The organism is Streptomyces lydicamycinicus (genome assembly GCF_000829715.2).
GTDB lineage: Bacteria > Actinomycetota > Actinomycetes > Streptomycetales > Streptomycetaceae > Streptomyces > Streptomyces lydicamycinicus.
Genome location: NZ_BBNO01000006.1, coordinates 150,294 through 174,597 on the forward strand (window position 1 = coordinate 150,294; position 24,304 = coordinate 174,597).

The window sequence follows — 24,304 nt, forward strand, 5'->3', positions numbered from 1 at the left end:
CGCCCGGCGAGCGAGCTGCGCCATCCGGGTGAAGAGCGGGGCCGCGCCTCGCCCCCGGCCGGACGCCCTGTCTGACTGGAGTCCGACAGGCGTTCAGGGGTCGCCGGCGCGGAAACGGAGCGGGAAGATGCCGATCAGTCCGAACCAGGGTTCCACCGGCGGCGGTCTCGCGGCGACACTCACCGGCACCGGTCTGCCGGGGCCACGGTGGTGCGCTTCGGAGGCAAACCGGCCGGCATCACGGCCACTTCACCCACCTCGGTGCCGGTGGTGGCTCCCTCGGGAGCCGGTGTGGTCGACACCACGGTGACCACGCCGGGGAGCACCGGCAATCCGGTGCCCTTCTCTTACGTCCTCCCGCCGGTGATCCTCGATGTCTCGCCGGCGTCCGGGCCCTTGGCAGGCGGCAGCACGGTCACCATCAGCGGACGCAGCCTCGCCACCGCCACGTCCGTGCTGTTCGGGGACACGGCCGTGACCCCGACGGCGCTGTCCGACAGCGAGCTCACGGCCGTCAGCCCGGCCCACGCGGAGGGTGAGGTGGCCCTGGTCGTCACCGCGCAGGGCGGCACCGCCACGGCGTCCGGGGCGTACGGTTTCGTGGCCGCGCCGGCCGTCACCGGCTTCAGCCCGGTGACCGGTCTGCCCGCGGGCGGCACGCTGGTCGACATCACGGGCACCGCGCTGGCGACGACCACCGAGGTGACCTTCGGCAGCGTCCCGGCCACCTTCGCCGTGCTGTCCGACACCCGGGTCGCGGCCGTCGCGCCCAGTCAGCCCGCGGGCACGGTCACCCTCGCGGTCACCACCACGGGCGGCAGCGCCGCGGCACCCGGGGTCTTCCTCTATCTGCTCTGACGAGGACGGCTCAGGGCGGACCCGCTCCACCCGGGGGCGGGTCCGCTCCTGCCCTAGGCCTGTGCGACGAGCTCCCCCGCGCCGGCCGGCTGGGGTACTTCCTTCTCCAGCGTGACCACGTTCAGCCGGGGTGTGCGCTGCTCGGTGCCCACCGGCAGATAGCCGTGGCTTCGGTAGAGCCGCAGATTGCCCTCGCTGCGGTGGCCGGTGAACAGGCGGTAGCGGGTGGCCGAGCGCTCGGCCACCAGCCGGCCCTCGACGGCGTCGAGAAGGCGGCCGCCCAGGCCGTGCCGCTGCATCCGCGGGTGCACGATGAGTTTGGCTATGTGCCCGGTGCCGTCCTCGTCGACCGTGCCGCGCACGGCGCCGACCACCTCCTCGCCGAGCCGGGCCACCACGACGCAGCCCTCGCCGAGTTCGGCCCGCAGCGCCTGAAGCGTCTGGGTGAGCGGCTCGATGCCGTAGTCGTCGTAGAGCGCGGCTTCCTGCTGGTAGCAGAGGTACTGGAGCTTGAGGATCTGCTCGGCGTCCTGGTCGGTCGCCGCAGAGATGGTCACACTCGTGCCCATGCGCGTATGCCTCCCCTATTCGGTTCGCTGGTCCGGGCGCGCTGAGGGTGAGAGGGGTGCGCCCGGAACGATGTGCCCTGACCGACGGCACCGTGGGGTACCCGGCGCCGCCATGGCGGTGCTGACACCGCCTCTTCCGGAATCCCCGGCGGAGGGCGGCGGCAATCTTCGCCGCGAGCATTCTGCGCAGGCAATTGGGGCAAGCGGAACGGACCGGCACCGAGCTCGCCTGTGACATTCCCAACTCAGATGAGAATGCCGGGGAGAGGGTGCCGGTCCGGGCGGCCGGGCACCGCCGCTGCGGCGGTCCGCGGCCGGCGTCAGCGCTTGCGGAACTCCGCGGCGGCCAGCAGCGCGGTGTCGGGGTTGTCGGAGAACAGGCCGTCGATGCCGGTGCCGAGGTACGCCTTGAACACCCCGAGGGCGTCACCATAGGCGTTCGGGTCGGTGCCGCGGCGGTAGTCGGCCGGCAGGAAGCTGTTCTCGTTGCGGACCGTATACGGGTGCAGCACCAGTCCGGCGGCGTGCGCGTCCTTGACGACGGACGTGGGCTCGCCGAGCTTGCCGTCCTTGTCCCGCGGGATGATCACGGTCAGGTCCGGCCCGATGCCCTGGGCGAAGCCGGCGAGCCACTTCAGGCCCTCGGGCTTGATGAGATCGGCGACCTTGCGAGGGTCGCCCGCCTCGACGAAGTCCCAGGGCCGGGAGTCGAGCGTGGAGAGCAGCACGACCTTGGGGCAGTCGACGAGCCTGTCCAGGCGCTGGATGCTGCTGGGCTCGAAGGACTGAAGGAAGTTCGGGGAGTTCCTACGGTGCCGGCCGTGCGCGCGCAGCGCCTTGGCCAGCCGCTCCTCCAGGCCGAGTCCCAGCTTGCGGAAGTACGTGGGGTGCTTGGTCTCGATGTGCAGCCAGACGCGGCGGCCCCGCTTGCGGCCCTCACGCTCGGCCCACCGCAGCACCTCCTCGAAGGTCGGTACCTCCCACACCCCGTCATAGAGGGTGTTGTGCTGCCGGGTGCCCGGTATGCGCTCCTTGGCGCGCAGCGTCTTGAGTTCGGCGAGCGTGAAGTCCTCGGTGAACCAGCCGGTCAGCTTCACCCCGTCCACGGTCTTGGTGGTCTTGCGGTCCGCGAACTCGGGGTGGGCGGAGACATCGGTGGTGGCGGTGATGTCGTTCTCGTGGCGGCAGACCAGATGGCCGTCCTTGGTGGGGACGAGGTCCTGCTCGATGACGTCCGCGCCCATGTCCAGGGCGAGTTGGTAGGAGCCGAAGGTGTGCTCGGGGCGGTAGCCGCTGGCGCCGCGGTGGCCGACGATCAGCGGTACCGGCAGTTCCTGGGGCACCCCGGCCCGTCCGGCCGCGCTCGCCTGGCCGGCTCCGCCGAATACCGCCGCTCCCGCGCCGAGGGCCGCGGCCCCCAGCACCGTCCGCCGTCCCGGCTGCTGCCGCTTGTGCATGCGCGCTCCTTGTCTGAGGCATTCGCTGGTCTTCGGGTGCTTCCGGGTGTTTTCCGGCGTGCGGTGAGGCGTGTTGCACACCGGCCCACGGAACCCGGCCGATCGTAGGCACGGACGGGTCACGCCGGGGAGCCGGACGACAACATCGGGGGGAAGATGGTGGTAACACACGTCAACTGTGCGTATCGACCTCGTGAACCCGATGTGCGCGCGGGAGTAACCCGCGAGTATGGTCCTTGGCTGCGCAGAGTTCTGCGCCTGCTTGACGTTGACCAGTCACGACCCGGAGGGCCCGTTGTCCCGCATTGTGCTGAAGGCGATTCTCGGATTCGTCATGCGTGTCCTGTACCGCCCGAAGGTCGAGGGCATGGAGCGCATTCCGGCGACCGGACCGGTGATCCTGGCCGGTAATCACGTCACCTTCATCGACTCGCTGTTCCTGAGCCTGGTGGTCAAGCGCCCGGTGTACTTCATCGGCAAGGACGAGTACGTCACCGGCAAGGGCCTCAAGGGCCGGCTGATGGCCTGGTTCTTCACCAGCGCCGGCATGATCCCGGTGGACCGGGACGGCGGACACGGCGGGGTCGCGGCGCTGATGACCGGCCGCCGGGTCCTGGAGGAGGGCAGCGTCTTCGGCATCTACCCGGAGGGCACCCGCTCCCCCGACGGCCGTCTCTACCGCGGCCGTACGGGCATCGCCCGGCTCACCCTGATGACCGGTGCGCCCGTCGTCCCGTTCGCGATGATCGGCACCGACAAGGTGCAGCCCGGTGGCAAGGGCCGCCCGCACATCGCCCCGGTGACGGTGCGCTTCGGTGAGCCGCTGGACTTCTCCCGCTACGACGGTATGGACCGTGACCGCTATGTCCTGCGGGCCGTCACCGACGAGGTGATGAGCGACGTGATGGAGCTGTCCGGTCAGGAGTACGTCGACATCTACGCCACCAAGGCCAGGGCCGCCTGACCCGTCCGCCGTGTGCCGGGCCCCATCCGTTCTCCGGATGGGGCCCGTTGCGTATCCGCTGCGGTGCGGGCGGGTCAGCAGGGCACCCGGAAGCCGCCGGGAGCACGCTGGCCCTCGGCGCCGCCGGTCAGCGCCGTACGCAGGGCCGCCTCGGGCCGCGGCACCATGCTGCCGTCGGGCTGGAGCAGCTGCTGGCGCTGGGTGACGGTGCCGGTGCGGGCGCCGGGCACCCCCGCGTTCTTGACCGCCACACGGTTCAACGGGGCGGGATTCAGCTGTTTCTTGGCGCGGATGAAGGAGACAAAGCTCTCGAAGTCACGGGTGTGCCGGACCGGTGCGGTGAAGCCGGTGAAGGCGCTGAAGCCGTCCTGGTTGATGAGGGTGTAGGAGGGGGCGGCGAGCCGGTAGCGGCGGGTGAGGTCGAGGGCGGTGCCATCGATGAACACCTCCGCCGGGTCGATCCGCCGGCCGACCGCTCCCGCGGCGTCGAAGGTGTAGCGGACATTGGCGGAGACGGCCAGCGGGGAGAAGCCGAGGCCGCCGCCGGCGGTCGGGGCCCACTGCTCCTCCAGGGCGTCGTGCAGCTGCCGGCCGGTGACGGTGACGGTCATGATCGGGTCGCCGAAGCCGACGGAGTTCCAGGCCTGCGCGAAGGTGACGGTGCCGCCGGTCTCCTCGTTGCGGATCAGATCACCGGCGATCACGGCCTGGCCGACGCGTGGTGCGACCGCGATGACGGCGAGGTCCGCGGGGGTGTTGGGGTGGTCGGCCGGATCGTCCATCGGGCCGAGCGGCTGCCGGCCCGCCCACAGCGCCCAGTCGGCGACGAGGTTGCCCATGGTGCTCTCCCCCACCGCGTTGCGCCGCCGGGTGAAGGAGGCGGTCTGGGTGCCGAGGCGGCTGCGGGCGCGCCGGCTGCCGTAGTCCGCCCAGTAGCCGGCGATCGATTTGAGCTCCGGGTCCGGTGTGACATCCCGGGTGTTGGGGTGGTTGGTGGCGGTGGTCAGCTCCCGGATCACCGCGCCGGTGTCGGGGTCGAGGCGCAGATTGATCTCGTTGACGAGCTGGCCGTAGCAGCCGGCCTCGACGAACGGCCGGGGCACGCCGTCGGGGTCGGGCAGCATCATCGTGAAGGCGGTGTGCCAGTGGCCGGTGACGATGGCGTCGATGTCCGGGGAAGCCCGCAGGGCCAGTTCGTAGGCGGGGCCCGAGGGGTTGCGGCCGCTGGAGAAGTCGCCGCCGGCCACCGCGCCGTCGTGCATGCTGAGCACGATCGCCCGGACACCGCGGGACCTGAGCTCCGCCGCGCAGCGGTTGGCGGTCTCCAGCTCGTCGAGGGTGCGCAGTCCCGGCTGGTAGGAGCCGGGGAAGGACTCGGTGCCGATGGCGGTCAGATGGATGAAGCCGACCGGCAGCCGGCGGCCGCCGCCGGCGTCCACGTACTCGATGTTGTACGGCGGCAGCACGAGCTCGCCGTTCCCGTTCCACACCATGTTGGCGCTGTAGTAGGGGAACTTCGCGCCCTGGAAGCGGCGGCCGGTGGAGTCCTCGAAGTCGTCGTCGCGGCCGACGACGGGGAAGCTGTCGCCGTCCTCCATGTGGGCGGTGAGGAATTTCGCGGACTTGTCGAACTCGTGGTTGCCGGCCGAGGCGAAGTCCAGGCCCATGGCGTTGAGCGCCTCGATGGTGGGCTCGTCGGCGAAGGTGGCGGCGTCGAACTCCCAGCCGGAGAAGAGGTCGCCGGGGGCGAAGAAGAGGGAGTTGCGGTGGCCGGCGCGCAACCGCTCCAGGTGGGCGGCCATATAGGCGACGCCGCCCACGGTGTAGGTCTTTCCGCCGGCGCCGGTGATGATCGAGTGGGCGCCTGGGGCGCCCTGGAGGTAGCCGTGCAGGTCGGTGATGTTGAGGAGCTGGACGTCGACGTATTCGTCGGCGGTGGCCGCGTCGCGGGCGTGGCCGGTGGCGTAGGCGTTGCTGCCGATGGCGCTCGCGGTGGCCAGGGCCCCCGCGGCGGTGAAGAAGGAGCGTCGTCCGATGTCGCGCACTGCGTCACTCTCCTGAGCGGGCCGTCCGTGAGGGGACGACGGGAGAGTCAAGCAAGCCGCTCCGGACGGCCGGTCACCACGATGCGCACCGGGCGTGAACGGGCGGGGGACAGTCGCCCCCGGGGCGTGTCCCGTGGATCATGGCGGGTGCGGGGACCGTGATCCACAGGACACGCCCTGGGGCACGGTGGGTGCCCGCCGTCCGGCGGAGCGGCGGTAGCGCGTTACGGGCGTTCCGCCGGGCCGCCGGCCGCCGCGCCGGAGTCGCCCCCCGGCTTCGCCGCGGCCGTGGAGAGCGCCGCGGGTCCGGCCGGGGCCGGGCCGGACGCCAGCTCCTGGCCGCGGAGCAGGAACCACGCGGCGACGGCGGCGGACAGCAGGACCACCGCGCCCACCCCGGCCGCGACGTCGACCCCCGCGACGAAGGAGTCCTGTGCGGCGCTGACCAGCGCGGCGCCCTGGTCGGCGGGGAGTTGGCCGGCCGTCTCGACGGCGCCGCCGAGCGATTCGCGGGCGGCGTCCGTGGCGGGCCCGGGCACCTCCGGCGGCGCCTCGAAGCCGCGGTAAATGCTGGTCACGATGGAGCCGAGCAGGGCGATGCCGAGCGCGGCGCCCAGTTCGTAGGCCGTCTCGGAGACCGCGGAGGCGGCGCCCGCCTCCTCCTTGGGCACGCTGGAGAGGATCACATCGGCGGTGACGGTGAACGAGAATCCGGCGCCGACCCCGACCACGAAGAGGATGACGCACAGCGCGGCGGTGCCGGTGTCGGCGTGCAGCGTGGTGCAGCCGACCAGCGAGAGTCCGACCACGGCGAGGCCGCCGGCGACCACGAGCCGTACGGACAGCCGCCGGGCGACCCAGCCGGCGGCCAGACCGGCGCCCACCGCGCCGACCGCCGCCGGGAGTTCGACGAGCCCGGCGTTCAGCGGCGAGCGCAGCTGCACCATCTGGAGGAACTGGGAGAGGAAGAAGACCAGCCCGGACAGCCCGAGGATGGTCAGCAGATCGGCCAGCACCGCTCCGGAGAAGCCCCGGTGGTGAAAGAGCTTCATGTTCAGCAGCGGTGAGGGGAGGGTGAGCTGCCGGCGGACGAACACGAACAGGGTGAGCACTCCGACGGCGGCGGCCAGGGCGATGTCCCAGCGGTAGCCGTGCACCGCCGCTTCCTTGATGGCGTAGACGACACAGACGATGCCCACCAGGGCGAGCAGGACGCTGGGGATGTCCCAGGGGCCGGGGTCCGGATTGCGTGACTCCGGGATGACCTTGGCGCCGACGGCCACCAGCAGCGCCATCACCGGCAGGTTGATCAGGAAGACCGAACCCCACCAGAAGTGCCCCAGCAGAAAGCCGCCGAGGACCGGGCCGACGGCCATACCGGCCGAGGCCATGGCGCCCCAGATGCCGACGGCCAGACTGCGTTCCTTGGGGTCGTGGAAGAGGTTGCGGATCAGCGCCAGCGTGGACGGCATCAGCGTCGCACCGGCGACGCCCTGGAGCGCCCGGGCCAGGATCATCATCTCGGGCGTGGTGGCGTACGCGGCGAGCACCGACATCGCGCCGAAGCCGACGGAGCCCAGCAGCAGCAGCTTCTTGCGGCCGATGCGGTCGCCGAGGCTGCCCATGGAGACCAGCAGTCCGGCGATGACGAAGGAGTAGATGTCACCGATCCACAGCAGCTGCGTGCCGGACGGCTGGAGGTCTTCGCTGAGGAAGGGGGTGGCGAGGCCGAGGACCGTGGCGTCGACGCCTACCAGGAGGACGGCCAGGACGAGGACGGCGAGGGCGAGCCATCGGCCCGGCCGGGGCTGGTCGTCCACATGGGCCGAGCCGGCCGGTCCTGACGCTATGGTCTCGGTCATTTCTCCATGCTCCGTCGGATGCCGCCGAGCAGCAGCTCGGCGATCGAGTGGTGAAGGTCGTTACGGGCGACCCGCCCTTCGTGCACGGCCCAGGCGCCGGCGCCGATCAGTCCGTAGAAGGCCTCGGTGAGCCAGGCGGCGCTCAGATCGATCCGGAAGTCGCCCTCTTCCTGGCCGCGTCGGAAGAGCGCGGCGAGGCGGGCGTCGAGCTCGGCCCAGCCGGCGTTGATCTCGCCGTCCTCGAAGAGCTGGTTCTCGGTGAAGAGGAAGGCCAGTACGGCGGCGACCGGTTCGGCTTCGGTGATCAGCCGGCGCAGTGCACCGGCGGCGTCCCCCTCGTCCAGCCGGGCCGCGTCCATCGCCTGCCCGCACTGTGCGATGCCGTAGTCCTCCAGCGCCCTGATCAGCGCGTCCCGCCCGGCGAAGTGCCGGTGCAGGGTCGCGCGGCTGATGCCCGCGGCGCGGGCGATCTCGTCCATCGGTGTCGCAGCGCGCCGCGTGAGCAAGGCGGCGGCTTCCTTGAGTACCCGTTCACGATCCAAGGCCATGAGACACACAATAGCCGAATGAGACACCAATGTCTCACTCGACCCTCCACGCACACGACGGCGGCCCGCCCCGGGAGGAGATCCCGGGGCGGGCCGCCGTCGTATACCTCTGCGGACTAGGCCAGGCCGGTGGCCTTCTTGGCCGTCGCCCACTCCTGCTGGGTGACCAGGTCGGCCCGTACCTCGGCGAGCTGGACCGCCACCGCCGAGGGTGCGGTGCCGCCGCGGCCGCTGCGCGAGGCGAGCGCGCCGGGGACGTTGAGGACGCCGCGGACCTCGGGGGTCAGATGCGGCGAGATCTTGGCGAACTGCTCGTCGGTGAGCTGGTCCAGCTCGATGCCGTGCGCCTCGCACTCCTTGACGCACTCGCCCGCGACCTCGTGCGCCACCCGGAACGGCACACCCTGCTTGACCAGCCACTCCGCGATATCGGTGGCCAGCGAGAAGCCCGCGGGGGCCAGCTCCTCCATGCGCTCGCGGTTGACGGTCAGGGTGGCCATCATCCCGGTGAACGCCGGGAGCAGCACCTCCAGTTGGTCGCAGGAGTCAAAGACCGGCTCCTTGTCCTCCTGGAGGTCGCGGTTGTACGCCAGCGGCAGCGCCTTGAGCGTGGCCAGCAGGCCGGTCAGATTGCCGATGAGGCGCCCCGACTTGCCCCGCGCCAGCTCGGCGATGTCCGGGTTCTTCTTCTGCGGCATGATCGACGAGCCGGTCGAGAAGGCGTCGTGGAGCGTGACGAAGGAGAACTCCTTCGTGTTCCAGAGGATGACCTCCTCGGCGATCCGGGAGAGGTTCACCCCGATCATCGCCGTGATGAAGGCGAATTCGGCGACGAAGTCACGGGAGGCCGTGCCGTCGATGGAGTTGCCGGCCGACCCGTGCTCGAAACCGAGGTCGGCGGCGACCGCCTCCGGGTCGAGACCGAGCGAGGAGCCGGCCAGCGCGCCCGAGCCGTACGGGGAGACGGCGGTGCGGTCGTCCCACTGCCGCAGCCGCTCCGCGTCCCGGGACAGCGACTGCACATGCGCCAGCACATGGTGGGCGAAGAGCACCGGCTGGGCGTGCTGGAGATGGGTGCGGCCCGGCATCGCCACGTCCGGGTGGGTCTCGGCGAGACCGACCAGCGCCTCCTGGAGGTCGGCGATCAGCCCGCCGATGATCCGGGCGTGGTCGCGCAGGTACATCCGGAAGAGCGTGGCGACCTGGTCGTTACGGGACCGGCCGGCCCGCAGCTTGCCGCCGAGGTCCGGGCCGAGCCGCTCCAGCAGCCCGCGCTCCAGAGCGGTGTGCACGTCCTCGTCGGCGATGGTGCCGGTGAACGAGCCGTCGGCGACATCCGCGGCGAGCTGGTCGAGCCCGGCGAGCATCCGGGTCAGCTCGTCCTCGGTGAGCAGGCCCGCCTTGTGGAGCACGCGGGCGTGCGCACGGGAGCCGGCGATGTCGTACGGGGCCAGCCGCCAGTCGAAGTGGACGGACGCCGACAGCTGGGCCAGCGCCTCTGCCGGGCCGTCGGCGAACCGGCCGCCCCAGAGCCGGACGTCACCGCTGTTGCTGCTCACTGCTGCTCCTCAAGGCTGCTGTGGTGTACGAACACCTCCCGGCCGCGAGGGCAGGGAGGCGGTCGTGGTACGAAGGTAACGAGTCGGCTCAGGCCAGGTCGCGCTTGGCCGCGATCTTGCTCGACATACCGAAGAGCTCGATGAAGCCCTTGGAGAGCGACTGGTCGAAGGTGTCGCCGGTGTCGTACGTGGCGAGGTTGAAGTCGTACAGCGACTGGTCGGACTTCCGGCCGGTGACGACCGCGCGGCCGCCGTGCAGCGTCATCCGGATGTCGCCGCTGACCTGCTGGTTGGCCTCGTTGATGAAGCCCTCCAGGGCCCGCTTGAGCGGCGAGAACCACAGGCCGTCGTAGACCAGCTCGCCCCAGCGCTGCTCGACCTGCCGCTTGTAGCGGGCCAGTTCGCGCTCGACGGTGACGTTCTCCAGCTCCTGGTGCGCGGTGATCAGCGCGATGGCGCCGGGCGCCTCGTACACCTCACGGGACTTGATGCCGACCAGCCGGTCCTCGACCATGTCGATCCGGCCGATGCCCTGGGCGCCGGCCCGCTCGTTGAGCTGCTGGATCGCCTGGAGGACGGTGACGGGCTTGCCGTCGATGGCGACCGGGACACCCTCCTTGAAGGAGATGATGACCTCGTCGGCCTCCCGGGGGGTGGCCGGGTTCTCGGTGTACTCGTAGACGTCCTCGATCGGCGCGTTCCAGATGTCCTCCAGGAAGCCGGTCTCCACGGCCCGCCCGAAGACGTTCTGGTCGATCGAGTACGGCGACTTCTTGGTGGTCGCGATCGGGAGGTTCTTCTCCTCGCAGAACGCGATCGCCTTGTCCCGGGTCATCGCGTAGTCACGGACCGGGGCGATGCACTTCAGGTCGGGGGCGAGGGAGGAGATGCCGGCCTCGAAGCGGACCTGGTCGTTGCCCTTGCCGGTGCAGCCGTGGGCGACGGTGGTGGCGCCGTGCTTCTTGGCGGCGGCGACCAGGTGCTTGACGATGGTCGGCCGGGAGAGCGCCGAGACCAGCGGGTAGCGGTCCATGTACAGGGCGTTGGCCTTGATCGCCGGGAGGCAGTACTCGTCGGCGAACTCGTTCTTGGCGTCCGCGACCTCGGCCTCGACCGCACCGCAGTCGAGCGCACGCTTGCGGATGACGTCCAGGTCCTCGCCGCCCTGGCCGACGTCCACGGCAACGGCGATGACCTCGGCGCCCGTCTCCTCGGCGATCCAGCCGATACAGACAGAGGTGTCCAGGCCGCCCGAGTAGGCGAGTACGACGCGCTCGGTCACGGGTTTCTCCTTACGGTGCATTCGCTGATGGGTATAAGTATGCACTCCACCGTATGTTTCGTCAACGCGTCGATGAATATGCAGGTCAGCGGCGGGTCGTCGGCGTGGCGCGGAGCCTCAGCGGCCCTCTTGAAGCACCTCGGTCAGCACGTTCACATGACTCGCCGACAGATCCTTGGTGGCCGTCAGCAGGGTCAGCGGCCCCTCTTCGGCGTACTCCCGCAGCCGTTCCAGCGCCCGCTGCGCGGTCTCCTGTGCCAGCTCCTCGCGATAGCGCGCGGCGAAGACCTCGAACCGCTCCCCCTCGTGCCGGTACCAGCGCCGCAGCTCGGACGAGGGCGCCGCGTCCTTGCACCACTCGGTGAGCTGCGCGTCCTCCTTGGACAGCCCGCGCGGCCACAGCCGGTCGACCAGCACCCGGGCGCCGTCCGCCGGCTCCGGGGACTCGTACACCCGGCGCACCCGGAGGGCATCCTTGGCAGACATTTCACCCATAACCTCATCGAACCACGGAAGCGGAGCCCCCGCCGGAGGCCCCGGAGGCACCCCCGGGGGGCCCGCTTTGGATTCATGGCCCGGGACAGGGTATTTTTCTTCTGCACGCCCCGGCCGGGAGTTCTCCGGTCGGCACGAGCACCGGGACGTGGCGCAGCTTGGTAGCGCACTTGACTGGGGGTCAAGGGGTCGCAGGTTCAAATCCTGTCGTCCCGACGGTGCAATAAGGGCTTTCAGCCCAGGTCAGGGCCTTGCTTCGGATCGCTGAAGCAAGGCCCTTGATCGTTTCCGGGGTTTCCCGGCCCGGACTCCCCCGCGTTCCTAGGTGGGCGGGGTGGTGTAGTAGTCGGCCAGCATCTGCGACGGCCAGGTCGGCTCATGGACCTCACCCTGCGGGCCCATCACGCTGAACCAGGGCTTGATGTCGAGCACCGGCGTGCCGTCCACGGCATCCAGCGCTTCCACGTGCAGATCCAGGCCGTCGACCGCGACCAGGCGGCACCGCGAGACACCCAGCCGGTTCACCCGCCGCATGTTGCGATGGGCGAACGTACCGCCCGCGGGCCAGTCCGGGTTGCCCCGGGGCCGTCGCAGCTCGGGAGGCAGGTCGCCGGGGTCGGTCAGATGGAAGACGAACACGACCTCGATATGGGAGAAGGCCTCCAGACCGACCACCGATTCCTCGGTGTACCGCTCGGGGTCGATGCGGATGACGGAGCGGGTGCCGCCCCAGTAGTCATCCGTCGGTTCCACACGTCCGCCGATCACATGGGCGACGGGCACGACGGTTAATTCTTCCGACACGGTGCTGCGCTCCTCGGGAGGTGGGGTGGGGGTGGGCCGGCGGAAAAGCCCCGGCCGGTGGGGTTCACCGGCCGGGGCTTCGCCGTCGCAGGCGCGCCGCGCGGCGCCGTGGTGCCGCACTGCTACGGCACCGGCGGCACCACGTCCGACAGGTCGCGCTGGTGCGGGATCACGATCTCTTCCGGCTTCTGAAGTGCCACGGTGCGTGCCGGGGAGGGAATCCGGATGCCCTCGTCCCGGTAGCGCTGGTGCAGGCGCTTGATGAACTCGTGCTTGATCCGGTACTGGTCGCTGAACTCGCCGACGCCCAGGATCACCGTGAGGCCGATCCGGGAGTCGCCGAAGGTGTGGAAGCGGACGGCCGCTTCATGGTCGGGATCGCCGCCGTTGACGTCCTTCATCACGCTGTCGATGACCTCGGTGGTGACCCGCTCGACGTGGTCGAGGTCGCTGTCGTAGCCGACGCCCACCTGCACCAGGATCGTCAACTTCTGTTCCGGGCGGGTGAAGTTGGTCATGTTGGTGCCGGCCAGCTGGGTGTTGGGGATGATCACCAGGTTGTTGGAGAGCTGACGCACCACGGTGTTGCGCCAGTTGACGTCGACGACATAGCCCTCCTCGCCGCTGCTGAGCCGGATGTAGTCACCGGGCTGCACGGTCTTCGAGGCGAGGATGTGCACGCCGGCGAAGAGGTTGGCGAGGGTGTCCTGGAGCGCCAGGGCGACCGCGAGGCCGCCCACGCCGAGTGCGGTGAGCAGCGGGGCGATGGAGATGCCCAGGGTCTGGAGGACCACCAGGAAGCCCATCGCCAGCACGATGATGCGGGTGATGTTGGCGAAAATTGTGGCCGATCCTGCTACCCCGGACCGGGACTGCGCAAGGGACTTCACCACACCGGTGATGACCCGGGCAGCGGTGAGCGTGCCGACCAGGATGAGCAGCACCATCAGCGACCGGTTGACGGTGTGTCCGACGGTCTCCGTCAGCGGCAGCGCCGCGGCCGCCGCCGCCAGACCGCCGGTGATCGCCGCCCAGGGCACCACGGCCCGCAAGGCGTCGACGAGGATGTCGTCCCCGCTCCACCGGGTTTTGAGGGCGTGTTTGCCCAGCCAGCGCAGGGCCACCCGCAGCAGCAGGCCGGCCACGATGCCGGCGGCCAGCGCCGCGCCGGCCACGATCAGGTCGTGCAGTGTCACAGCGCGGTTCACCGGCCGGCTCCTCCCGCGACCGGAAGGAGCGGACGTGCTATGAGCCGGATGTGATGTCTCGTCACCATGCCACCTGCTTGTCTCTAGGGCTGTGAAGGCGCCGGGACATCCGTGGACGTCCCGGCGCGAACTGCCATCCTGCCGTATGGGGTTCGGCAGGGAGAGAGTGGCTCGGGTGGATGCTCCGCACGACCGCCGACGGGGGGCGGGAAGAAGTGCTCCGGGGAGGGACAAGAGGCACCGGGGAGCGCGTGCGGAGTGGCTCAGTGCGCCTTCTGCGCCAGCCGCAGCAGATGGTCGGCGAGCGCCTGGCCGCCCGCCGGGTCGCGGCTGATCAGCATCAGGGTGTCGTCGCCGGCGATGGTGCCGAGGATGTCGTGGAGTTCGGCCTGGTCGATGGCCGAGGCCAGGAACTGGGCGGCGCCCGGTGGAGTGCGCAGGACCACGAGGTTGGCGGAGGCCTCGGCGGAGATGAGGAGTTCGCCGGAGAGGCGGCGCATCCGCTCCTCCTTGGCGGACTCCCCCAGCGGCGCCCGTGGCTTGCGGTCGCCGCCCTCGCTGGGCACCGCGTAGATCAGCTCACCGCCGGTGTTGCGGATCTTCACCGCGCCCAGTTCGTCCAGATCGCGGGAGAGCGTCGCCTGGGTGACGGACAGGCCGTCGTCGGCGAGCAGCTTGGCGAGCTGGCTCTGGGAGCGGACCGGCAGCCGGTTGAGGATGTCCACGATCCGGCGGTGGCGGGCGGTGCGGGTCTGCGGTACGGCCTGGCCGCCGTTCTGCGCCTCGTTGTCCTGCGGCTCGGTCATCGTTGTCGTCAGTCTCCGGCTCGTCGTTCCCCGTCGGCCCCTTGGCGGGCCGTGTTGAGGACGGCGGGCAGCTTCCGGAGGAACTCCTCCGCCTGCTCGTCGGAGACGATCAGCGGCGGGGCGAGCCGGATGACGTCCGGCGCGACCGCGTTCACCAGGAGGCCCGCGTCCTGAGCCGCCTGCTGCACCTGCGGCGCGAGCGACTCCGTCAAGACGATACCCAGGAGCAGCCCCGCACCGCGGACCTGGCTGACCAATGGGTGGCCCAGCTCCTCGGTCCCGGTGCGCAGCCGCTCGCCGACGCGCTTGACGTTCTCCAGGATGCCGTCCGCCTCGATGGTGTCCAGAACGGCGAGCGCGCCGGCGCAGACGACCGGGTTGCCGCTGAACGTCGAGCCGTGCGAACCGGGCGTGAGCAGCTCGGCAGCGCGGCCGAAGGCCAGCGTCGCGCCGATCGGCAGTCCCCCGCCGAGGCCCTTGGCGAGGGTGACGATGTCCGCCTCGACGCCCTGGGCCCGGGATTCCAGCCAGTGCCCGGTCCGGCCGATGCCGGTCTGGATCTCGTCGAGGACGAGCAGGGTGCCGGTGGCGGCGGTGATCTCGCGGGCGGCCTGGAGGTAGCCGGGCGGCGGGACGATGACGCCGTTCTCGCCCTGGACGGGCTCCAGGATGACGAAGGCGGTGTCGGTGGTGACGGCGGCGCGCAGGGCCTCCACGTCCCCGTACGGGACGTAGTCGACGTCGCCCGGCAGCGGGGCGAAGGGGGCCTGCTTGGCGGGCTGGCCGGTGAGCGCGAGGGCGCCCATGGTGCGGCCGTGGAAGCCGCCGGCGGTGGAGACCATATGGGTGCGCCCGGTCAGCCGGCCGATCTTGAAGGCGGCCTCGTTGGCCTCGGCGCCGGAGTTGGAGAAGTAGACCCGGCCGGGGCGTCCGGCCAGCGCGAGCAGGCGCTCGGCGAGGGTCACGGTGGGCTCGGCGACGAAGAAGTTCGAGACATGGCCGAGGGTGGCGACCTGGTCGGAGACCGCGCGGACCACCGCCGGGTGGGCGTGCCCGAGGGCGTTGACCGCGATACCGCCGAGGAAGTCGAGGTACTGCTTGCCGTCGGCGTCCCACACGGTGGCGCCCTCACCGCGGACCAGCGGGATACGGGGGGTGCCGAAGTTGTCCATCATGGCGCCCTGCCAGCGCCCGGTGAGGCCCGCGTTGGTCGCCGGGCCGTGGGTGTGTGCCGCGTCGCTCATGTCGCCCCCTCGATCGTGTTCGCGTCCGGCACGACCATCGTGCCGATCCCTTCGTCGGTGAAGATCTCCAGCAGGATCGAGTGCTGGACCCGCCCGTCGATGACCCGGGCGGTGTGCACCCCGTTGCGGACGGCGTGCAGACAGCCCCGCATCTTGGGGACCATGCCGCTGGCCAGGTCGGGCAGCAGCTTCTCCAGTTCGGTGGCGGTGAGGCGGGAGATCACCTCGTCGCTGTTCGGCCAGTCCTCGTAGAGGCCCTCGACGTCGGTGAGCACCATCAGCGTCTCGGCGTCGAGCGCGGCGGCCAGGGCGGCCGCGGCGGTGTCGGCGTTGACGTTGAAGACACCGGAGGCCCCGGAGGCGGCGTCCTCCTCGTCGCTGCTGCGGGCGATGGAGGAGATGACCGGGATGCGGCCGTCGTCCAGGAGCGCCTGGACCGCGCCGGGGTCGATGGCGGTGATCTCGCCGACCCGGCCGATGTCCACCCGCTCGCCGTCGACCTGGGCGAAGTGCTTGGTCGCGGTCATCAGATGGGCGTCCTCGCCGGTCATGCCGACGGCGAGCGGGCCGTGCTCGTTGAGGAGTCCGACCAGCTCGCGCTGCACCTGGCCGGCCAGCACCATCCGTACGACGTTCATCGCCTCGGGGGTGGTGACCCGCAGGCCGCCCTTGAACTCCGACTCCAGGCCGAGCAGGTCCAGCTGGGCGCTGATCTGCGGGCCGCCGCCGTGCACGACGACGGGGCGCAGCCCGGCGTGCCGCAGGAAGACCACGTCCTGGGCGAAGGCGCGCTTGAGCTCCTCGTCGACCATGGCGTTGCCGCCGAACTTGATGACCACGGTCTTGCCGTGGTGACGGGTCAGCCAGGGCAGCGCCTCGATGAGGGTGCGGGCCTTGGGCAGCGCGGTGTGCTTGCGGGCACTCATGACGAGTACGCGCTGTTCTCGTGGACGTAGTCGGCGGTGAGGTCGTTGGCCCAGATGACCGCGGACTCGGTGCCGGCGGCGAGGTCGGCGGTGATGCGGACCTCCCGGTAGCGCATGTCGACCAGCTCGCGGTCCTCCCCCACGGAGCCGTTCTTGCAGACCCAGACGCCGTTGATGGCGACGTTCAGCTGGTCGGGCTCGAAGACGGCGGACGTGGTGCCGATGGCGGAGAGCACCCGGCCCCAGTTCGGGTCCTCACCGTGGATGGCGCACTTGAGGAGGTTGTTACGGGCGATGGAGCGGCCGACCTCGACCGCGTCGTCCTCGCTCGCCGCGCCGACGACCTCGATCCTGATGTCCTTGCTGGCGCCCTCGGCGTCCCCGATCAGCTGCCGGGCGAGGTCGTCGCAGACCGCCCGGACCGCCTCGGCGAAGTCGTCGGCGGCCGGGACGACGCCGGAGGCACCGGAGGCGAGCAGCAGCACCGTGTCGTTGGTCGACATACAGCCGTCGGAGTCGACCCGGTCGAAGGTGGTACGGGTCGCGGCCCGCAGGGCCGTGTCGAGCTCGGCGGCCGGCACATCGGCGTCGGTGGTCAGGACCACGAGCATGGTGGCCAGGCCCGGGGCGAGCATGCCGGCGCCCTTGGCCATACCGCCGACGGTCCAGCCGTCCTTGGTGACGACAGCGGTCTTGTGCACGCTGTCGGTGGTCATGATGGCGATGGCGGCCTTCTCGCCGCCGTGCGGGCCGAGTTGGGCGACGGCCTTGTCGACGCCGGGCAGCAGCTTGTCCATCGGCAGCGTGACGCCGATCAGGCCCGTCGAGCAGACCGCGATCATGCCGGCGTTGTGCCCGCCGGTCTCGTCGTACCCCGCGGTGTTCAGCGACTCGGCGACCTTCTCCGCGGTGGCGTGGGTGTCCTGGAAGCCCTTCGGGCCCGTACAGGCATTGGCACCGCCGGAGTTGAGGACGACGGCGGACAGCTCTCCGCCCTTCAGTACCTGTTCCGACCAGAGCACCGGCGCCGCCTTGACGCGGTTGGAGGTGAAGACGCCGGCGGCCGCGGTCCGGGGCCCGTTGTTCACCACGAGTGCGAGGTCCGGGTTGCCGCCGCTCCCATTGGCGAGAGGGGCCTTGATCCCGGCCGCGACACCCGCCGCCGTGAATCCCTGTGCTGCCGTCACACTCACTGCTCGTCCTCCGTCGCTTCTCCGGTCCCGCCTTGCTGCCCCGCGCCGTTCCGGGTCATGGCGCGACCCCGACCTTCGGGAGCCCCGTCCCCTCGGGGAGGCCCAGGGCGATGTTCATGCTCTGCACCGCGCCGCCCGCGGTCCCCTTGGTGAGGTTGTCGAGGGCGCTGATCGCGATGATCCGGCCGGCCGCCGCGTCGAGGATCACCTGGATCTGCGCGGTGTTGGAGCCGTACACGGCGGCGGTCGACGGCCACTGGCCCTCGGGCAGCAGCTGGACGAACGGCTCGTCGGCCAGCGCCTTCTCGTACGCGGCCCGTACGGCGGCGGCGTCCACACCGGGCTTCGCCTTCGCCGAGCAAGTGGCGAGGATGCCGCGGGACATGGGGGCCAGAGTCGGGGTGAAGGAGACGCTGATGCGCTCGCCGGCCACCGCGCTCAGGTTCTGGATCATCTCGGGGGTGTGCCGGTGGCCGCCGCCGACGCCGTACGGGCTCATCGAGCCCATGACCTCGGAGCCCAGCAGATGCGGCTTGAGGGCCTTGCCCGCGCCGGAGGTGCCGGTGGCCGCGACGATCACGGCCTCGGGCTCGGCGAGCCGGTCCGCGTACGCGGGGAACAGGGCGAGCGAGACGGCCGTGGGGTAGCAGCCCGGGACCGCGATGCGCCGGGTCCCCTGGAGCGCGGCGCGCCCGCCGGGCAGCTCCGGGAGGCCGTACGGCCAGGTGCCCGCGTGGTCCGAGCCGTAGAACGCCTCCCAGTCCGTGGCGTCGCTCAGCCGGAAGTCGGCACCACAGTCCACGACGAGGACATCGGGCCCGAGCTCCTCGGCGACCGCGGCGGACTGCCCGTGCGGCAGCGCGAGAAAGACCACGTCGTGCCCGGCCAGCGCCTCGGCGGTGGTCGCCTGAAGCTCCCGGTCGGCCAGCGGAGCCAGATGCGGCTGGAGCGCCCCCAGCCGCTGCCCGGCATTGGAATGCCCGGTCAGCGCCCCGATCTCCACCTCAGGGTGCCCCAGAAGCAGACGCAGCACTTCACCCCCGGCATACCCACTCGCCCCGGCCACTGCCGCTCGTACCGTCATGGACCCTCCTCTTCGATGGCATGACTATACGGAATCCAGCAGTTTTATGCAATGACGTCCTGCGGGACCCGGGCCACGCAGGATTTCGGCCACGGCGCTCCGGTCACACGGCGCCCCGCACCCCCGCGCGACCGCCGCCCCGGCTCCGGGACGGCGGGACCGTGCCCGTGCCTCAGGCGTGCTGGGGCATCTCGTTCTTCAGGGACGACCTGATCTGTTCGCGGAGTTCCGGGCTGTCGGTGTGGCCGTGGACGGAGACGGCGTGCTCAGTGGCGGCACGGACGACTTCCTCCTCCTCGCCGATGATGACGAGGGTGCAGTTCATCTCGCTCGGGTAGTCCCGGCAGTCGACCTTCTTTCGCATGGTGCACCTCCTGCTCTTCCTCAAGTGTCGGACGGTCGCCGCCACCGGCCGTATACGGCGAATCCCGTATGGCGCGCGGAGTGTCCGGGCTGTTGCAGTGAAGAGGACGAGGAGGTGACAGCCATGGCGACGTCCGCCGGTGTCGGCTCGGGCGGGACGCTGGACCAGGACCGGGTGCAGGCGTTCCTGGAGCGAGTGATCACCGACAGCGGGGCCGCGGTCGCCGGTCTGTGCACCTCGCTCGGCGACCGGCTCGGCCTGTACACGGCCATGGCCGGTGCCGGGCCGCTCACCTCCGCGCAGCTCGCCGCCCGCACCGGGCTGGTCGAGCGCTACGTCCGCGAATGGCTGGCCGCGCAGGTCGCCGGCGAGTACGTCAGCTACGCGCCGGACACCGACACCTACCTGCTGCCCGCCGAGCACGCCGCGGTCCTGGCGGACCCGGAACTGCCCACGTACGCGGCGGGCTTCTTTACCGCGATGCAGGCGCTCTACGCCACCGAGGACGCCCTGATGGAGGCCTTTCGTACCGGTGAGGGCGTCGGCTGGGAGGAGCACGGCACGGCGCTGTTCGCCGGCACCGCGAAGTTCTTCCGCCCCGGCTACGCGGCCGCCCTGGTCCCGGAGTGGCTGACCGCGCTGGAGGGCGTGCGGGAGAAGCTGGAGCGCGGCGCGCGCGTCGCGGACGTCGGATGCGGCTACGGCTACTCCACGACGCTGATGGCGCGGGCCTTCCCCCGGTCGCGGTTCCACGGCTTCGACTTCCACCGTCCGTCCATCGAGGCGGCCCGCGGCATCGCGGACGAGGAGGGGCTGGCCGACCGGGTCAGCTTCGAGGTCGCCACCGCCCAGGACTACCCGGGCGAGGACTTCGACCTGATCACCTTCTTCGACTGTCTGCACGACACCGGAGATCCGGGCGGTGCGCTGCACCACGCCGAGGAGGCGCTGGCCGACGGCGGGACCTGCATGGTCGTCGAGCCGAACGCCTCGGCGAACGCCCAGGAGAACGCCCACCCCATCGGCCGGGCGCTGACCGCCGCCTCGGTCGCCGTCTGTCTGCCGTCCGCGCTGGCCCAGCACGGTCCGCAGGCACTGGGAAACCACGCGGGTGAGGAGACGATGCGGGAGATCGCCGACGAGGCCGGACTCCACCATTGGCGACTCGCCGCCGAGAGCCCCCTCAACCGCGTCTATGCCGTCGGGCGTTAGCGCGCCTGACGCGCCCGGCCGGTCTTCCCCCGGCCGGCCGGGTGGCCCTCATTTGACGGGCTCACGCCCCCTCGGCACGCTGGACATATGAGCGCGGCCGCGGAGGCCGGCCTGCGGCGCATTCTCGCCGTCGTGGACCTCCTGATCGATGCCGTCGACGAGGAAACCCTTGTTCCGGCACTGCTTCCGCTGCTGCTCGGCGCCGTTCCCGGCGACAGCATCATCTGGTCCCCCCGCGCCGGCACCGCCGACCGGCCGCTCACCCTGCCCGCCGGTCTGCTGACCCCGGACGTGCAGGCGGCGTTCGCCCGGGAGGCGGCGGCGGACTCCCTCGTCACCCACACCACCCTCGGCTCCGGCACCCCGATGCGGCGCTCGACGCTGCAGACCCGCGCCGAGTTCCATGCCCTCGCCGCCTACGCCGAGGTCTACCGGCCGTTCGGCGCCGAGCAGCAGCTGGCGATGTCGTTCCCCGCGGGCTACGCCGCCGGCCTGCCGCGGAAGGTTTGTGTGGCGATCAGCCGCAACGGCAGCGATTTCTCCGACGAGGATGTGGCGGCCGCCGCCCTGCTGCGCACCCGGCTCAGCCACGTACTCAACCGGCTCGCCCCGCCCACGCCCCCGCCCTCCCTCGTCACCCGGCGCGAGTCGGCCGTACTCGCCCTGCTCGCCCGGGGCCTGACGAACCAGCAGATCGCCCACCGGCTGGAGATCAGCCCGCGCACCGTCGACAAACACCTGGAGCACGCCTACGCGAAACTGCGGGTCAGCAGCCGGGTCGAGGCGGCCAATGCCTGGCTCACGCGCGGGCGGACGGCGGTGCCGCTCGGGCCGTAGGCGGCGGGCCCGCACCGTCCCGCCCGGCTCGCGCCACTCGCGCCGATGAGTTTCCGTACGCGCCGGGGTCTACCCGTCGGACAGAGATTCCGGGCGCCGCGGCGCCGTCCGACAGGAGGAGCCCTCATGACCACCGACATCGACCGTACGACGGACGAGGCACAGATCCGGGAGCTGCTGGCGGACCGGGCGGCCGCGACGAAGGAGCGGGACGCCCGGCGGTTCCTGGCGTCCAGCGCGCCGGACCTCGTGGATTTCAGTCTCGCTCCCCCGTTGCAGTACAAGGGGCCCGAGGCACGGGACCAGCGGGCCGTCGAGGCCTGGTACGCGACCTGGGACGGACCGATCGAGGTGACCGTGACCCAGCTGGAGATCACGGTCGGCGACGATGTGGCGTTCGGCCACAGCATCAACCGGATGCACGGGACGAAGACCGACGGCTTCGAGGTGGAGCTGTGGAGCCGGGCGACCGTCGGCCTGCGCAAGATCGACGGCACCTGGAAGATCACCCATACCCATGACTCGGTGCCGTTCCTGATGGACGGGTCGGGGCTGGCCGCCCTGGATCTCAAGCCGTAGGGGCCGGGGCCTCCCCCGTCAGCGGGGCAGGGTGTGGCGCCGGTAGGTGACCAGGTTGTGGCGGACGCCGGTGACCTCGACGGTCAGATGGCGGTCCGGGCCGATGGGGAAGTGTGCCGTACAGCGCACCTCGTCGTACCGCACCGGCCGCAGGTCGCCGGAGCAGTGCACCGCGTCGGGTCCGTTGCGGAAGGGCAGGGTGAGCTGGCCGCTGATCGTCCGGGCGATCTCGGTGCGCGGCACGGTGTGGGTGCCGCCGTCGACCTCACTGGTGGCGTCGCGGGTGCGGAACCGGGCGGCGGTCAGCGCGAGTACACCCGCGACGGCGAGGGCCGTGAGGAGACCGAGGAGGAGGACGCGCCGGGGCGGATGTGCGCTCACCGGCGTCAGCTCCGGTCGCCGCGGGCGCGCCGGCGGCGGACCAGGGCGCCCCCGCCGGCCGCGGCCAGCAGCACCACTCCGCTGAGCGCCGTGGCCGCCCGGCCGGATCCTGCCGTGCCGCCGAGGCCGGTGTCCGCGCCGCCCTGCGGGACGGCCTCCGTGGCGTCACCGGAGACGACCATGGTGCCGGTGAGAGTCCGGCGGCCGTCGCCGGATCCCTTTCCGCGCTCTCCGCCTTCGGTGTCGCCGTGCTCCGTGCCGTATGCCTCGCCGTACTTCCCGGTGCCGGCCCGGTCCGCTTCCGTGGCGCTCTGCCGGGCTCCGGACGCCCCGCCGCAGGTGATGGTGACCTGGTACGAGCCGGGCGCGGTGCCCTCCGGCATGATCGCGCTGCCGCCCATCCGGTCGTTCCGGGAGGTCAGCTGGATCGCGGGGATGTCCGCGCCGTCGAAGGTGGCCTCCGCGCTGTCGCCGGAGCAGGTGCCGCCGTCGTGGACGGAGAAGGCGCCGCCCGGTGCCACCGGGTCGGGCTCGACGACCACCGCCTGCGAGGTGTCCACGGCGGGGCCGGCCTCGCTGACGGTGTCGGTCACCGCCCCGGGGGCGGCCTCGGTGGCGGCGTCCGCACCGTCGCCGTCCCCGAAGAGCAGGACGGACGCCGCCAGCGCGCCGGCCGCCAAGGCATACAGAGGAATGTGGCGTATATGCATAGACCGAGCGAAGCGCCAGCCCCGGCGGAGCGCACCTCGATGGTGTCCGCCGCCCGGGGCCAACTGCCCCCGAAGTCGCCCGCCTTCCTGGTCTTTGCGCAGGTCAGACGGGTGTGTACGCCCCGGACGGCGGAACCCGGCGGCTGGGCTTTCCGGGTGGTGCGGCCCGGCGGCCCGGACACGCCCCGGGCGGACGGCGGCGGGTGACCGGGCGTCGGCTCACGCCTCCAGCAGGAGGTCCCACTTGCCGGACCGGCCGGTAAGGGTGGTCACCGAGAGCGGCTGGACGTCGATCCGCCAGTACGCATGCGGCGGCGCCTGGAGCACATAGACCAGGGCGGCGCGGACGACGGCGGGTTCGGCGACCGCGAGCAGCCCGGCGGCGTCCTCGGCCGGCCGGGTGTCCAGCCAGCCGCCGATCCGGGTGATGAACTCCAGCAGCGACTCCCCGCCGTGCGGTGCGGAGCGCGGATCGGCCAGCCAGGCCTCCACCCCACGAGGGTCGGCGGCGGTCACCTCGCCCAGTGTGCGGCCGCGCCAGCGCCCCATGTCACAGTCGCGCAGCGCCGGCTGGGCGAGCGGCCGGAGCCCGAGGGCCTCACCGGTCTGCCGGCAGCGGGCGGACGGCGAGCAGTAACGGAGTTCGGCGGCGGCGAGCCGGCACAGGACGGGGGCCGCCCGCTCCGCCTCGTGCCATCCCGCGGCGTCCAGCGGGCGGTCGTCGCCGAACCGTGTCTCCAGCAGGGTGGAGTTTCGGGCCGCGGCGAGCAGCTTGAGTCGAACGCTCATCCGCCGATGGTAAGAGCAGCACCGCCCGCGCGGCCCGGGTTGATCAGATATCGACAGGACCCGGGTCGATCAGCCCGAGGGTCATCCACTGCTCCGGGGACACCAGAGTGCGGAAGCCGACCTTCTCGTACACCCCGTGGGCGTCCTTGGTGGCGAGCGTCAGCCGGCTCAGCCCGCAGGGCGTCAGATGGTCGGCGATGGCCTCGATCAGCGCGGTGCCCAGGCCCTTGCCGCGGTCGTCGCGGCAGATGTAGACGTCGCAGAGCCAGGCGAAGGTGGCGTGGTCGGTGACCACCCGGGCATACCCGGCCTGGCGGCCGGAACCGGACGCGTACAGACCGAAGTTGAGCGAGCCCGCGACGGCACGGTCATGCAGCTCCCGGGGGCGGTCCACGGCCCAGTAGGCGTCGGTGGCGAGCCAGTAGTGGACCAGGTCGGCGTCCAGGCGGGCCGGGTCGGTGGAGATCTCGTAGCCGTCGAGGGCGTGATCATTCATGCCGGGAGGTTGGCAGAAGGGCGGGTCCGGCG

At 71.4% G+C, this 24,304-nt stretch carries 25 protein-coding genes and 1 tRNA gene; 6 read left to right on the forward strand and 20 right to left on the reverse strand.

What is annotated here, in order from left to right; all coding sequences use genetic code 11:
* Positions 1-207: 207 nt before the first annotated feature.
* Positions 208-858, forward strand: coding sequence for an IPT/TIG domain-containing protein (locus tag TU31_RS21070; protein ID WP_245698623.1), 651 nt, complete (start codon positions 208-210; stop codon positions 856-858).
* Positions 859-911: 53 nt separating this feature from the next.
* Here the strand turns inward: TU31_RS21070 and TU31_RS21075 are convergent, their stop codons facing one another.
* Positions 912-1,427, reverse strand: coding sequence for a GNAT family N-acetyltransferase (locus tag TU31_RS21075; RefSeq protein WP_042156996.1), 516 nt, complete (start codon positions 1,425-1,427; stop codon positions 912-914).
* A 320-nt stretch (positions 1,428-1,747) separates the two neighbouring features.
* Positions 1,748-2,884: a glycerophosphodiester phosphodiesterase gene (locus TU31_RS21080; protein WP_042156998.1), complete on the reverse strand. Its 1,137-nt coding sequence runs from the start codon at positions 2,882-2,884 to the stop codon at positions 1,748-1,750.
* A gap of 295 nt (positions 2,885-3,179) precedes the next feature.
* Here TU31_RS21080 and TU31_RS21085 point away from each other — a divergent pair, with 295 nt between their 5' ends.
* Positions 3,180-3,848, forward strand: coding sequence for a lysophospholipid acyltransferase family protein (locus TU31_RS21085; protein ID WP_042157001.1), 669 nt, complete (start codon positions 3,180-3,182; stop codon positions 3,846-3,848).
* Between the two features lie 74 nt (positions 3,849-3,922).
* Here TU31_RS21085 and TU31_RS21090 read toward each other — a convergent pair whose 3' ends face one another.
* The 6 genes from TU31_RS21090 to TU31_RS21115 all read right to left on the reverse strand — a co-directional run bounded on the left by TU31_RS21090 (position 3,923) and on the right by TU31_RS21115 (position 11,630).
* A complete protein-coding gene (locus TU31_RS21090; protein ID WP_042157003.1) occupies positions 3,923-5,893 on the reverse strand; it encodes a bifunctional metallophosphatase/5'-nucleotidase in 1,971 nt (656 codons plus the stop codon).
* A 224-nt stretch (positions 5,894-6,117) separates the two neighbouring features.
* Complete coding sequence (locus TU31_RS21095) at positions 6,118-7,755, reverse strand: MFS transporter (protein ID WP_042157005.1); 1,638 nt, start codon at positions 7,753-7,755, stop codon at positions 6,118-6,120.
* Complete coding sequence (locus tag TU31_RS21100) at positions 7,752-8,303, reverse strand: TetR/AcrR family transcriptional regulator (RefSeq protein ID WP_042157007.1); 552 nt, start codon at positions 8,301-8,303, stop codon at positions 7,752-7,754. Before TU31_RS21100 ends, TU31_RS21095 begins: the two co-directional genes overlap by 4 nt.
* 116 nt (positions 8,304-8,419) lie before the next feature.
* Positions 8,420-9,862, reverse strand: a complete 1,443-nt coding sequence (gene argH / locus TU31_RS21105; RefSeq protein ID WP_042157009.1) for an argininosuccinate lyase — start codon at positions 9,860-9,862, stop codon at positions 8,420-8,422.
* Positions 9,863-9,950: 88 nt separating this feature from the next.
* Positions 9,951-11,144, reverse strand: a complete 1,194-nt coding sequence (locus TU31_RS21110) for an argininosuccinate synthase (protein ID WP_042157011.1) — start codon at positions 11,142-11,144, stop codon at positions 9,951-9,953.
* Between the two features lie 117 nt (positions 11,145-11,261).
* The gene (locus TU31_RS21115; RefSeq protein WP_042157012.1) at positions 11,262-11,630 is read right to left on the reverse strand and encodes a DUF488 domain-containing protein; all 369 of its coding nucleotides are present in this window, start codon (positions 11,628-11,630) and stop codon (positions 11,262-11,264) included.
* A 151-nt stretch (positions 11,631-11,781) separates the two neighbouring features.
* Between TU31_RS21115 and TU31_RS21120 the strand changes: the two genes are divergently transcribed.
* Positions 11,782-11,855: transfer RNA gene (locus TU31_RS21120), tRNA-Pro, on the forward strand.
* A 105-nt stretch (positions 11,856-11,960) separates the two neighbouring features.
* On the opposite strand, the gene TU31_RS21125 is transcribed toward TU31_RS21120, so the two are convergent.
* The 8 genes from TU31_RS21125 to TU31_RS21160 all read right to left on the reverse strand — a co-directional run bounded on the left by TU31_RS21125 (position 11,961) and on the right by TU31_RS21160 (position 19,268).
* Positions 11,961-12,443 carry an SAM-dependent methyltransferase gene (locus TU31_RS21125; protein ID WP_042157013.1) on the reverse strand — a complete coding sequence of 161 codons (483 nt, stop codon included), beginning with the start codon at positions 12,441-12,443 and terminating at the stop codon, positions 11,961-11,963.
* A 122-nt stretch (positions 12,444-12,565) separates the two neighbouring features.
* Entirely contained in the window at positions 12,566-13,651 is a 1,086-nt protein-coding gene (locus TU31_RS21130; RefSeq protein WP_042157017.1) for a mechanosensitive ion channel family protein, read from the reverse strand.
* A 263-nt stretch (positions 13,652-13,914) separates the two neighbouring features.
* Complete coding sequence (locus TU31_RS21135; protein WP_042157018.1) at positions 13,915-14,457, reverse strand: arginine repressor; 543 nt, start codon at positions 14,455-14,457, stop codon at positions 13,915-13,917.
* A gap of 8 nt (positions 14,458-14,465) precedes the next feature.
* A complete protein-coding gene (locus TU31_RS21140) occupies positions 14,466-15,701 on the reverse strand; it encodes an acetylornithine transaminase (protein WP_042157020.1) in 1,236 nt (411 codons plus the stop codon).
* Positions 15,698-16,627: an acetylglutamate kinase gene (gene argB, locus TU31_RS21145; RefSeq protein ID WP_042157022.1), complete on the reverse strand. Its 930-nt coding sequence runs from the start codon at positions 16,625-16,627 to the stop codon at positions 15,698-15,700. The genes TU31_RS21140 and argB overlap by 4 nt, the downstream gene beginning before the upstream one ends.
* Positions 16,624-17,820 carry a bifunctional glutamate N-acetyltransferase/amino-acid acetyltransferase ArgJ gene (argJ, locus tag TU31_RS21150; protein ID WP_042157024.1) on the reverse strand — a complete coding sequence of 399 codons (1,197 nt, stop codon included), beginning with the start codon at positions 17,818-17,820 and terminating at the stop codon, positions 16,624-16,626. Before argJ ends, argB begins: the two co-directional genes overlap by 4 nt.
* A gap of 55 nt (positions 17,821-17,875) precedes the next feature.
* The gene (argC, locus tag TU31_RS21155; protein ID WP_042157026.1) at positions 17,876-18,904 is read right to left on the reverse strand and encodes an N-acetyl-gamma-glutamyl-phosphate reductase; all 1,029 of its coding nucleotides are present in this window, start codon (positions 18,902-18,904) and stop codon (positions 17,876-17,878) included.
* A 172-nt stretch (positions 18,905-19,076) separates the two neighbouring features.
* Positions 19,077-19,268: a DUF1059 domain-containing protein gene (locus TU31_RS21160; RefSeq protein ID WP_042157027.1), complete on the reverse strand. Its 192-nt coding sequence runs from the start codon at positions 19,266-19,268 to the stop codon at positions 19,077-19,079.
* A gap of 123 nt (positions 19,269-19,391) precedes the next feature.
* Between TU31_RS21160 and TU31_RS21165 the strand changes: the two genes are divergently transcribed.
* The 3 genes from TU31_RS21165 (at position 19,392) to TU31_RS21175 (ending at position 21,896) form a co-directional block, all read left to right on the forward strand.
* Positions 19,392-20,480 (forward strand): class I SAM-dependent methyltransferase, encoded by a 1,089-nt coding sequence (locus TU31_RS21165; RefSeq protein WP_042157029.1) that lies wholly within the window; start codon positions 19,392-19,394, stop codon positions 20,478-20,480.
* Between the two features lie 87 nt (positions 20,481-20,567).
* Positions 20,568-21,317 carry a helix-turn-helix transcriptional regulator gene (locus TU31_RS21170; RefSeq protein WP_042157031.1) on the forward strand — a complete coding sequence of 250 codons (750 nt, stop codon included), beginning with the start codon at positions 20,568-20,570 and terminating at the stop codon, positions 21,315-21,317.
* A 126-nt stretch (positions 21,318-21,443) separates the two neighbouring features.
* Entirely contained in the window at positions 21,444-21,896 is a 453-nt protein-coding gene (locus tag TU31_RS21175) for a YybH family protein (protein WP_042157033.1), read from the forward strand.
* 18 nt (positions 21,897-21,914) lie between these two features.
* Here TU31_RS21175 and TU31_RS21180 read toward each other — a convergent pair whose 3' ends face one another.
* The 4 genes from TU31_RS21180 to TU31_RS21195 all read right to left on the reverse strand — a co-directional run bounded on the left by TU31_RS21180 (position 21,915) and on the right by TU31_RS21195 (position 24,272).
* Positions 21,915-22,277 carry a DUF4333 domain-containing protein gene (locus TU31_RS21180; RefSeq protein ID WP_042157035.1) on the reverse strand — a complete coding sequence of 121 codons (363 nt, stop codon included), beginning with the start codon at positions 22,275-22,277 and terminating at the stop codon, positions 21,915-21,917.
* A gap of 5 nt (positions 22,278-22,282) precedes the next feature.
* Complete coding sequence (locus tag TU31_RS21185; RefSeq protein ID WP_042157037.1) at positions 22,283-22,987, reverse strand: GVDTG sorting domain-containing protein; 705 nt, start codon at positions 22,985-22,987, stop codon at positions 22,283-22,285.
* Positions 22,988-23,206: 219 nt separating this feature from the next.
* Complete coding sequence (locus TU31_RS21190) at positions 23,207-23,776, reverse strand: histidine phosphatase family protein (protein ID WP_042157039.1); 570 nt, start codon at positions 23,774-23,776, stop codon at positions 23,207-23,209.
* A gap of 43 nt (positions 23,777-23,819) precedes the next feature.
* Complete coding sequence (locus tag TU31_RS21195; RefSeq protein ID WP_042157040.1) at positions 23,820-24,272, reverse strand: GNAT family N-acetyltransferase; 453 nt, start codon at positions 24,270-24,272, stop codon at positions 23,820-23,822.
* Positions 24,273-24,304 lie beyond the last annotated feature (32 nt).

What these genes read in the sequence shown, in the direction of transcription:
- TU31_RS21075 (WP_042156996.1), bottom strand. Translation starts at nt 1,427, where the DNA reads ATGGGCACGAGTGTGACCATCTCTGCGGCGACCGACCAGGACGCCGAG.
- TU31_RS21080 (WP_042156998.1), bottom strand. Translation starts at nt 2,884, where the DNA reads ATGCACAAGCGGCAGCAGCCGGGACGGCGGACGGTGCTGGGGGCCGCG.
- TU31_RS21095 (WP_042157005.1), bottom strand. Translation starts at nt 7,755, where the DNA reads ATGACCGAGACCATAGCGTCAGGACCGGCCGGCTCGGCCCATGTGGAC.
- TU31_RS21100 (WP_042157007.1), bottom strand. Translation starts at nt 8,303, where the DNA reads ATGGCCTTGGATCGTGAACGGGTACTCAAGGAAGCCGCCGCCTTGCTC.
- TU31_RS21115 (WP_042157012.1), bottom strand. Translation starts at nt 11,630, where the DNA reads ATGTCTGCCAAGGATGCCCTCCGGGTGCGCCGGGTGTACGAGTCCCCG.
- TU31_RS21135 (WP_042157018.1), bottom strand. Translation starts at nt 14,457, where the DNA reads ATGACCGAGCCGCAGGACAACGAGGCGCAGAACGGCGGCCAGGCCGTA.
- TU31_RS21140 (WP_042157020.1), bottom strand. Translation starts at nt 15,701, where the DNA reads ATGAGCGACGCGGCACACACCCACGGCCCGGCGACCAACGCGGGCCTC.
- argB (WP_042157022.1), bottom strand. Translation starts at nt 16,627, where the DNA reads ATGAGTGCCCGCAAGCACACCGCGCTGCCCAAGGCCCGCACCCTCATC.
- argC (WP_042157026.1), bottom strand. Translation starts at nt 18,904, where the DNA reads ATGACGGTACGAGCGGCAGTGGCCGGGGCGAGTGGGTATGCCGGGGGT.
- TU31_RS21160 (WP_042157027.1), bottom strand. Translation starts at nt 19,268, where the DNA reads ATGCGAAAGAAGGTCGACTGCCGGGACTACCCGAGCGAGATGAACTGC.
- TU31_RS21165 (WP_042157029.1), top strand. Translation starts at nt 19,392, where the DNA reads ATGGCGACGTCCGCCGGTGTCGGCTCGGGCGGGACGCTGGACCAGGAC.
- TU31_RS21170 (WP_042157031.1), top strand. Translation starts at nt 20,568, where the DNA reads ATGAGCGCGGCCGCGGAGGCCGGCCTGCGGCGCATTCTCGCCGTCGTG.
- TU31_RS21175 (WP_042157033.1), top strand. Translation starts at nt 21,444, where the DNA reads ATGACCACCGACATCGACCGTACGACGGACGAGGCACAGATCCGGGAG.
- TU31_RS21185 (WP_042157037.1), bottom strand. Translation starts at nt 22,987, where the DNA reads ATGCATATACGCCACATTCCTCTGTATGCCTTGGCGGCCGGCGCGCTG.
- TU31_RS21190 (WP_042157039.1), bottom strand. Translation starts at nt 23,776, where the DNA reads ATGAGCGTTCGACTCAAGCTGCTCGCCGCGGCCCGAAACTCCACCCTG.
- TU31_RS21195 (WP_042157040.1), bottom strand. Translation starts at nt 24,272, where the DNA reads ATGAATGATCACGCCCTCGACGGCTACGAGATCTCCACCGACCCGGCC.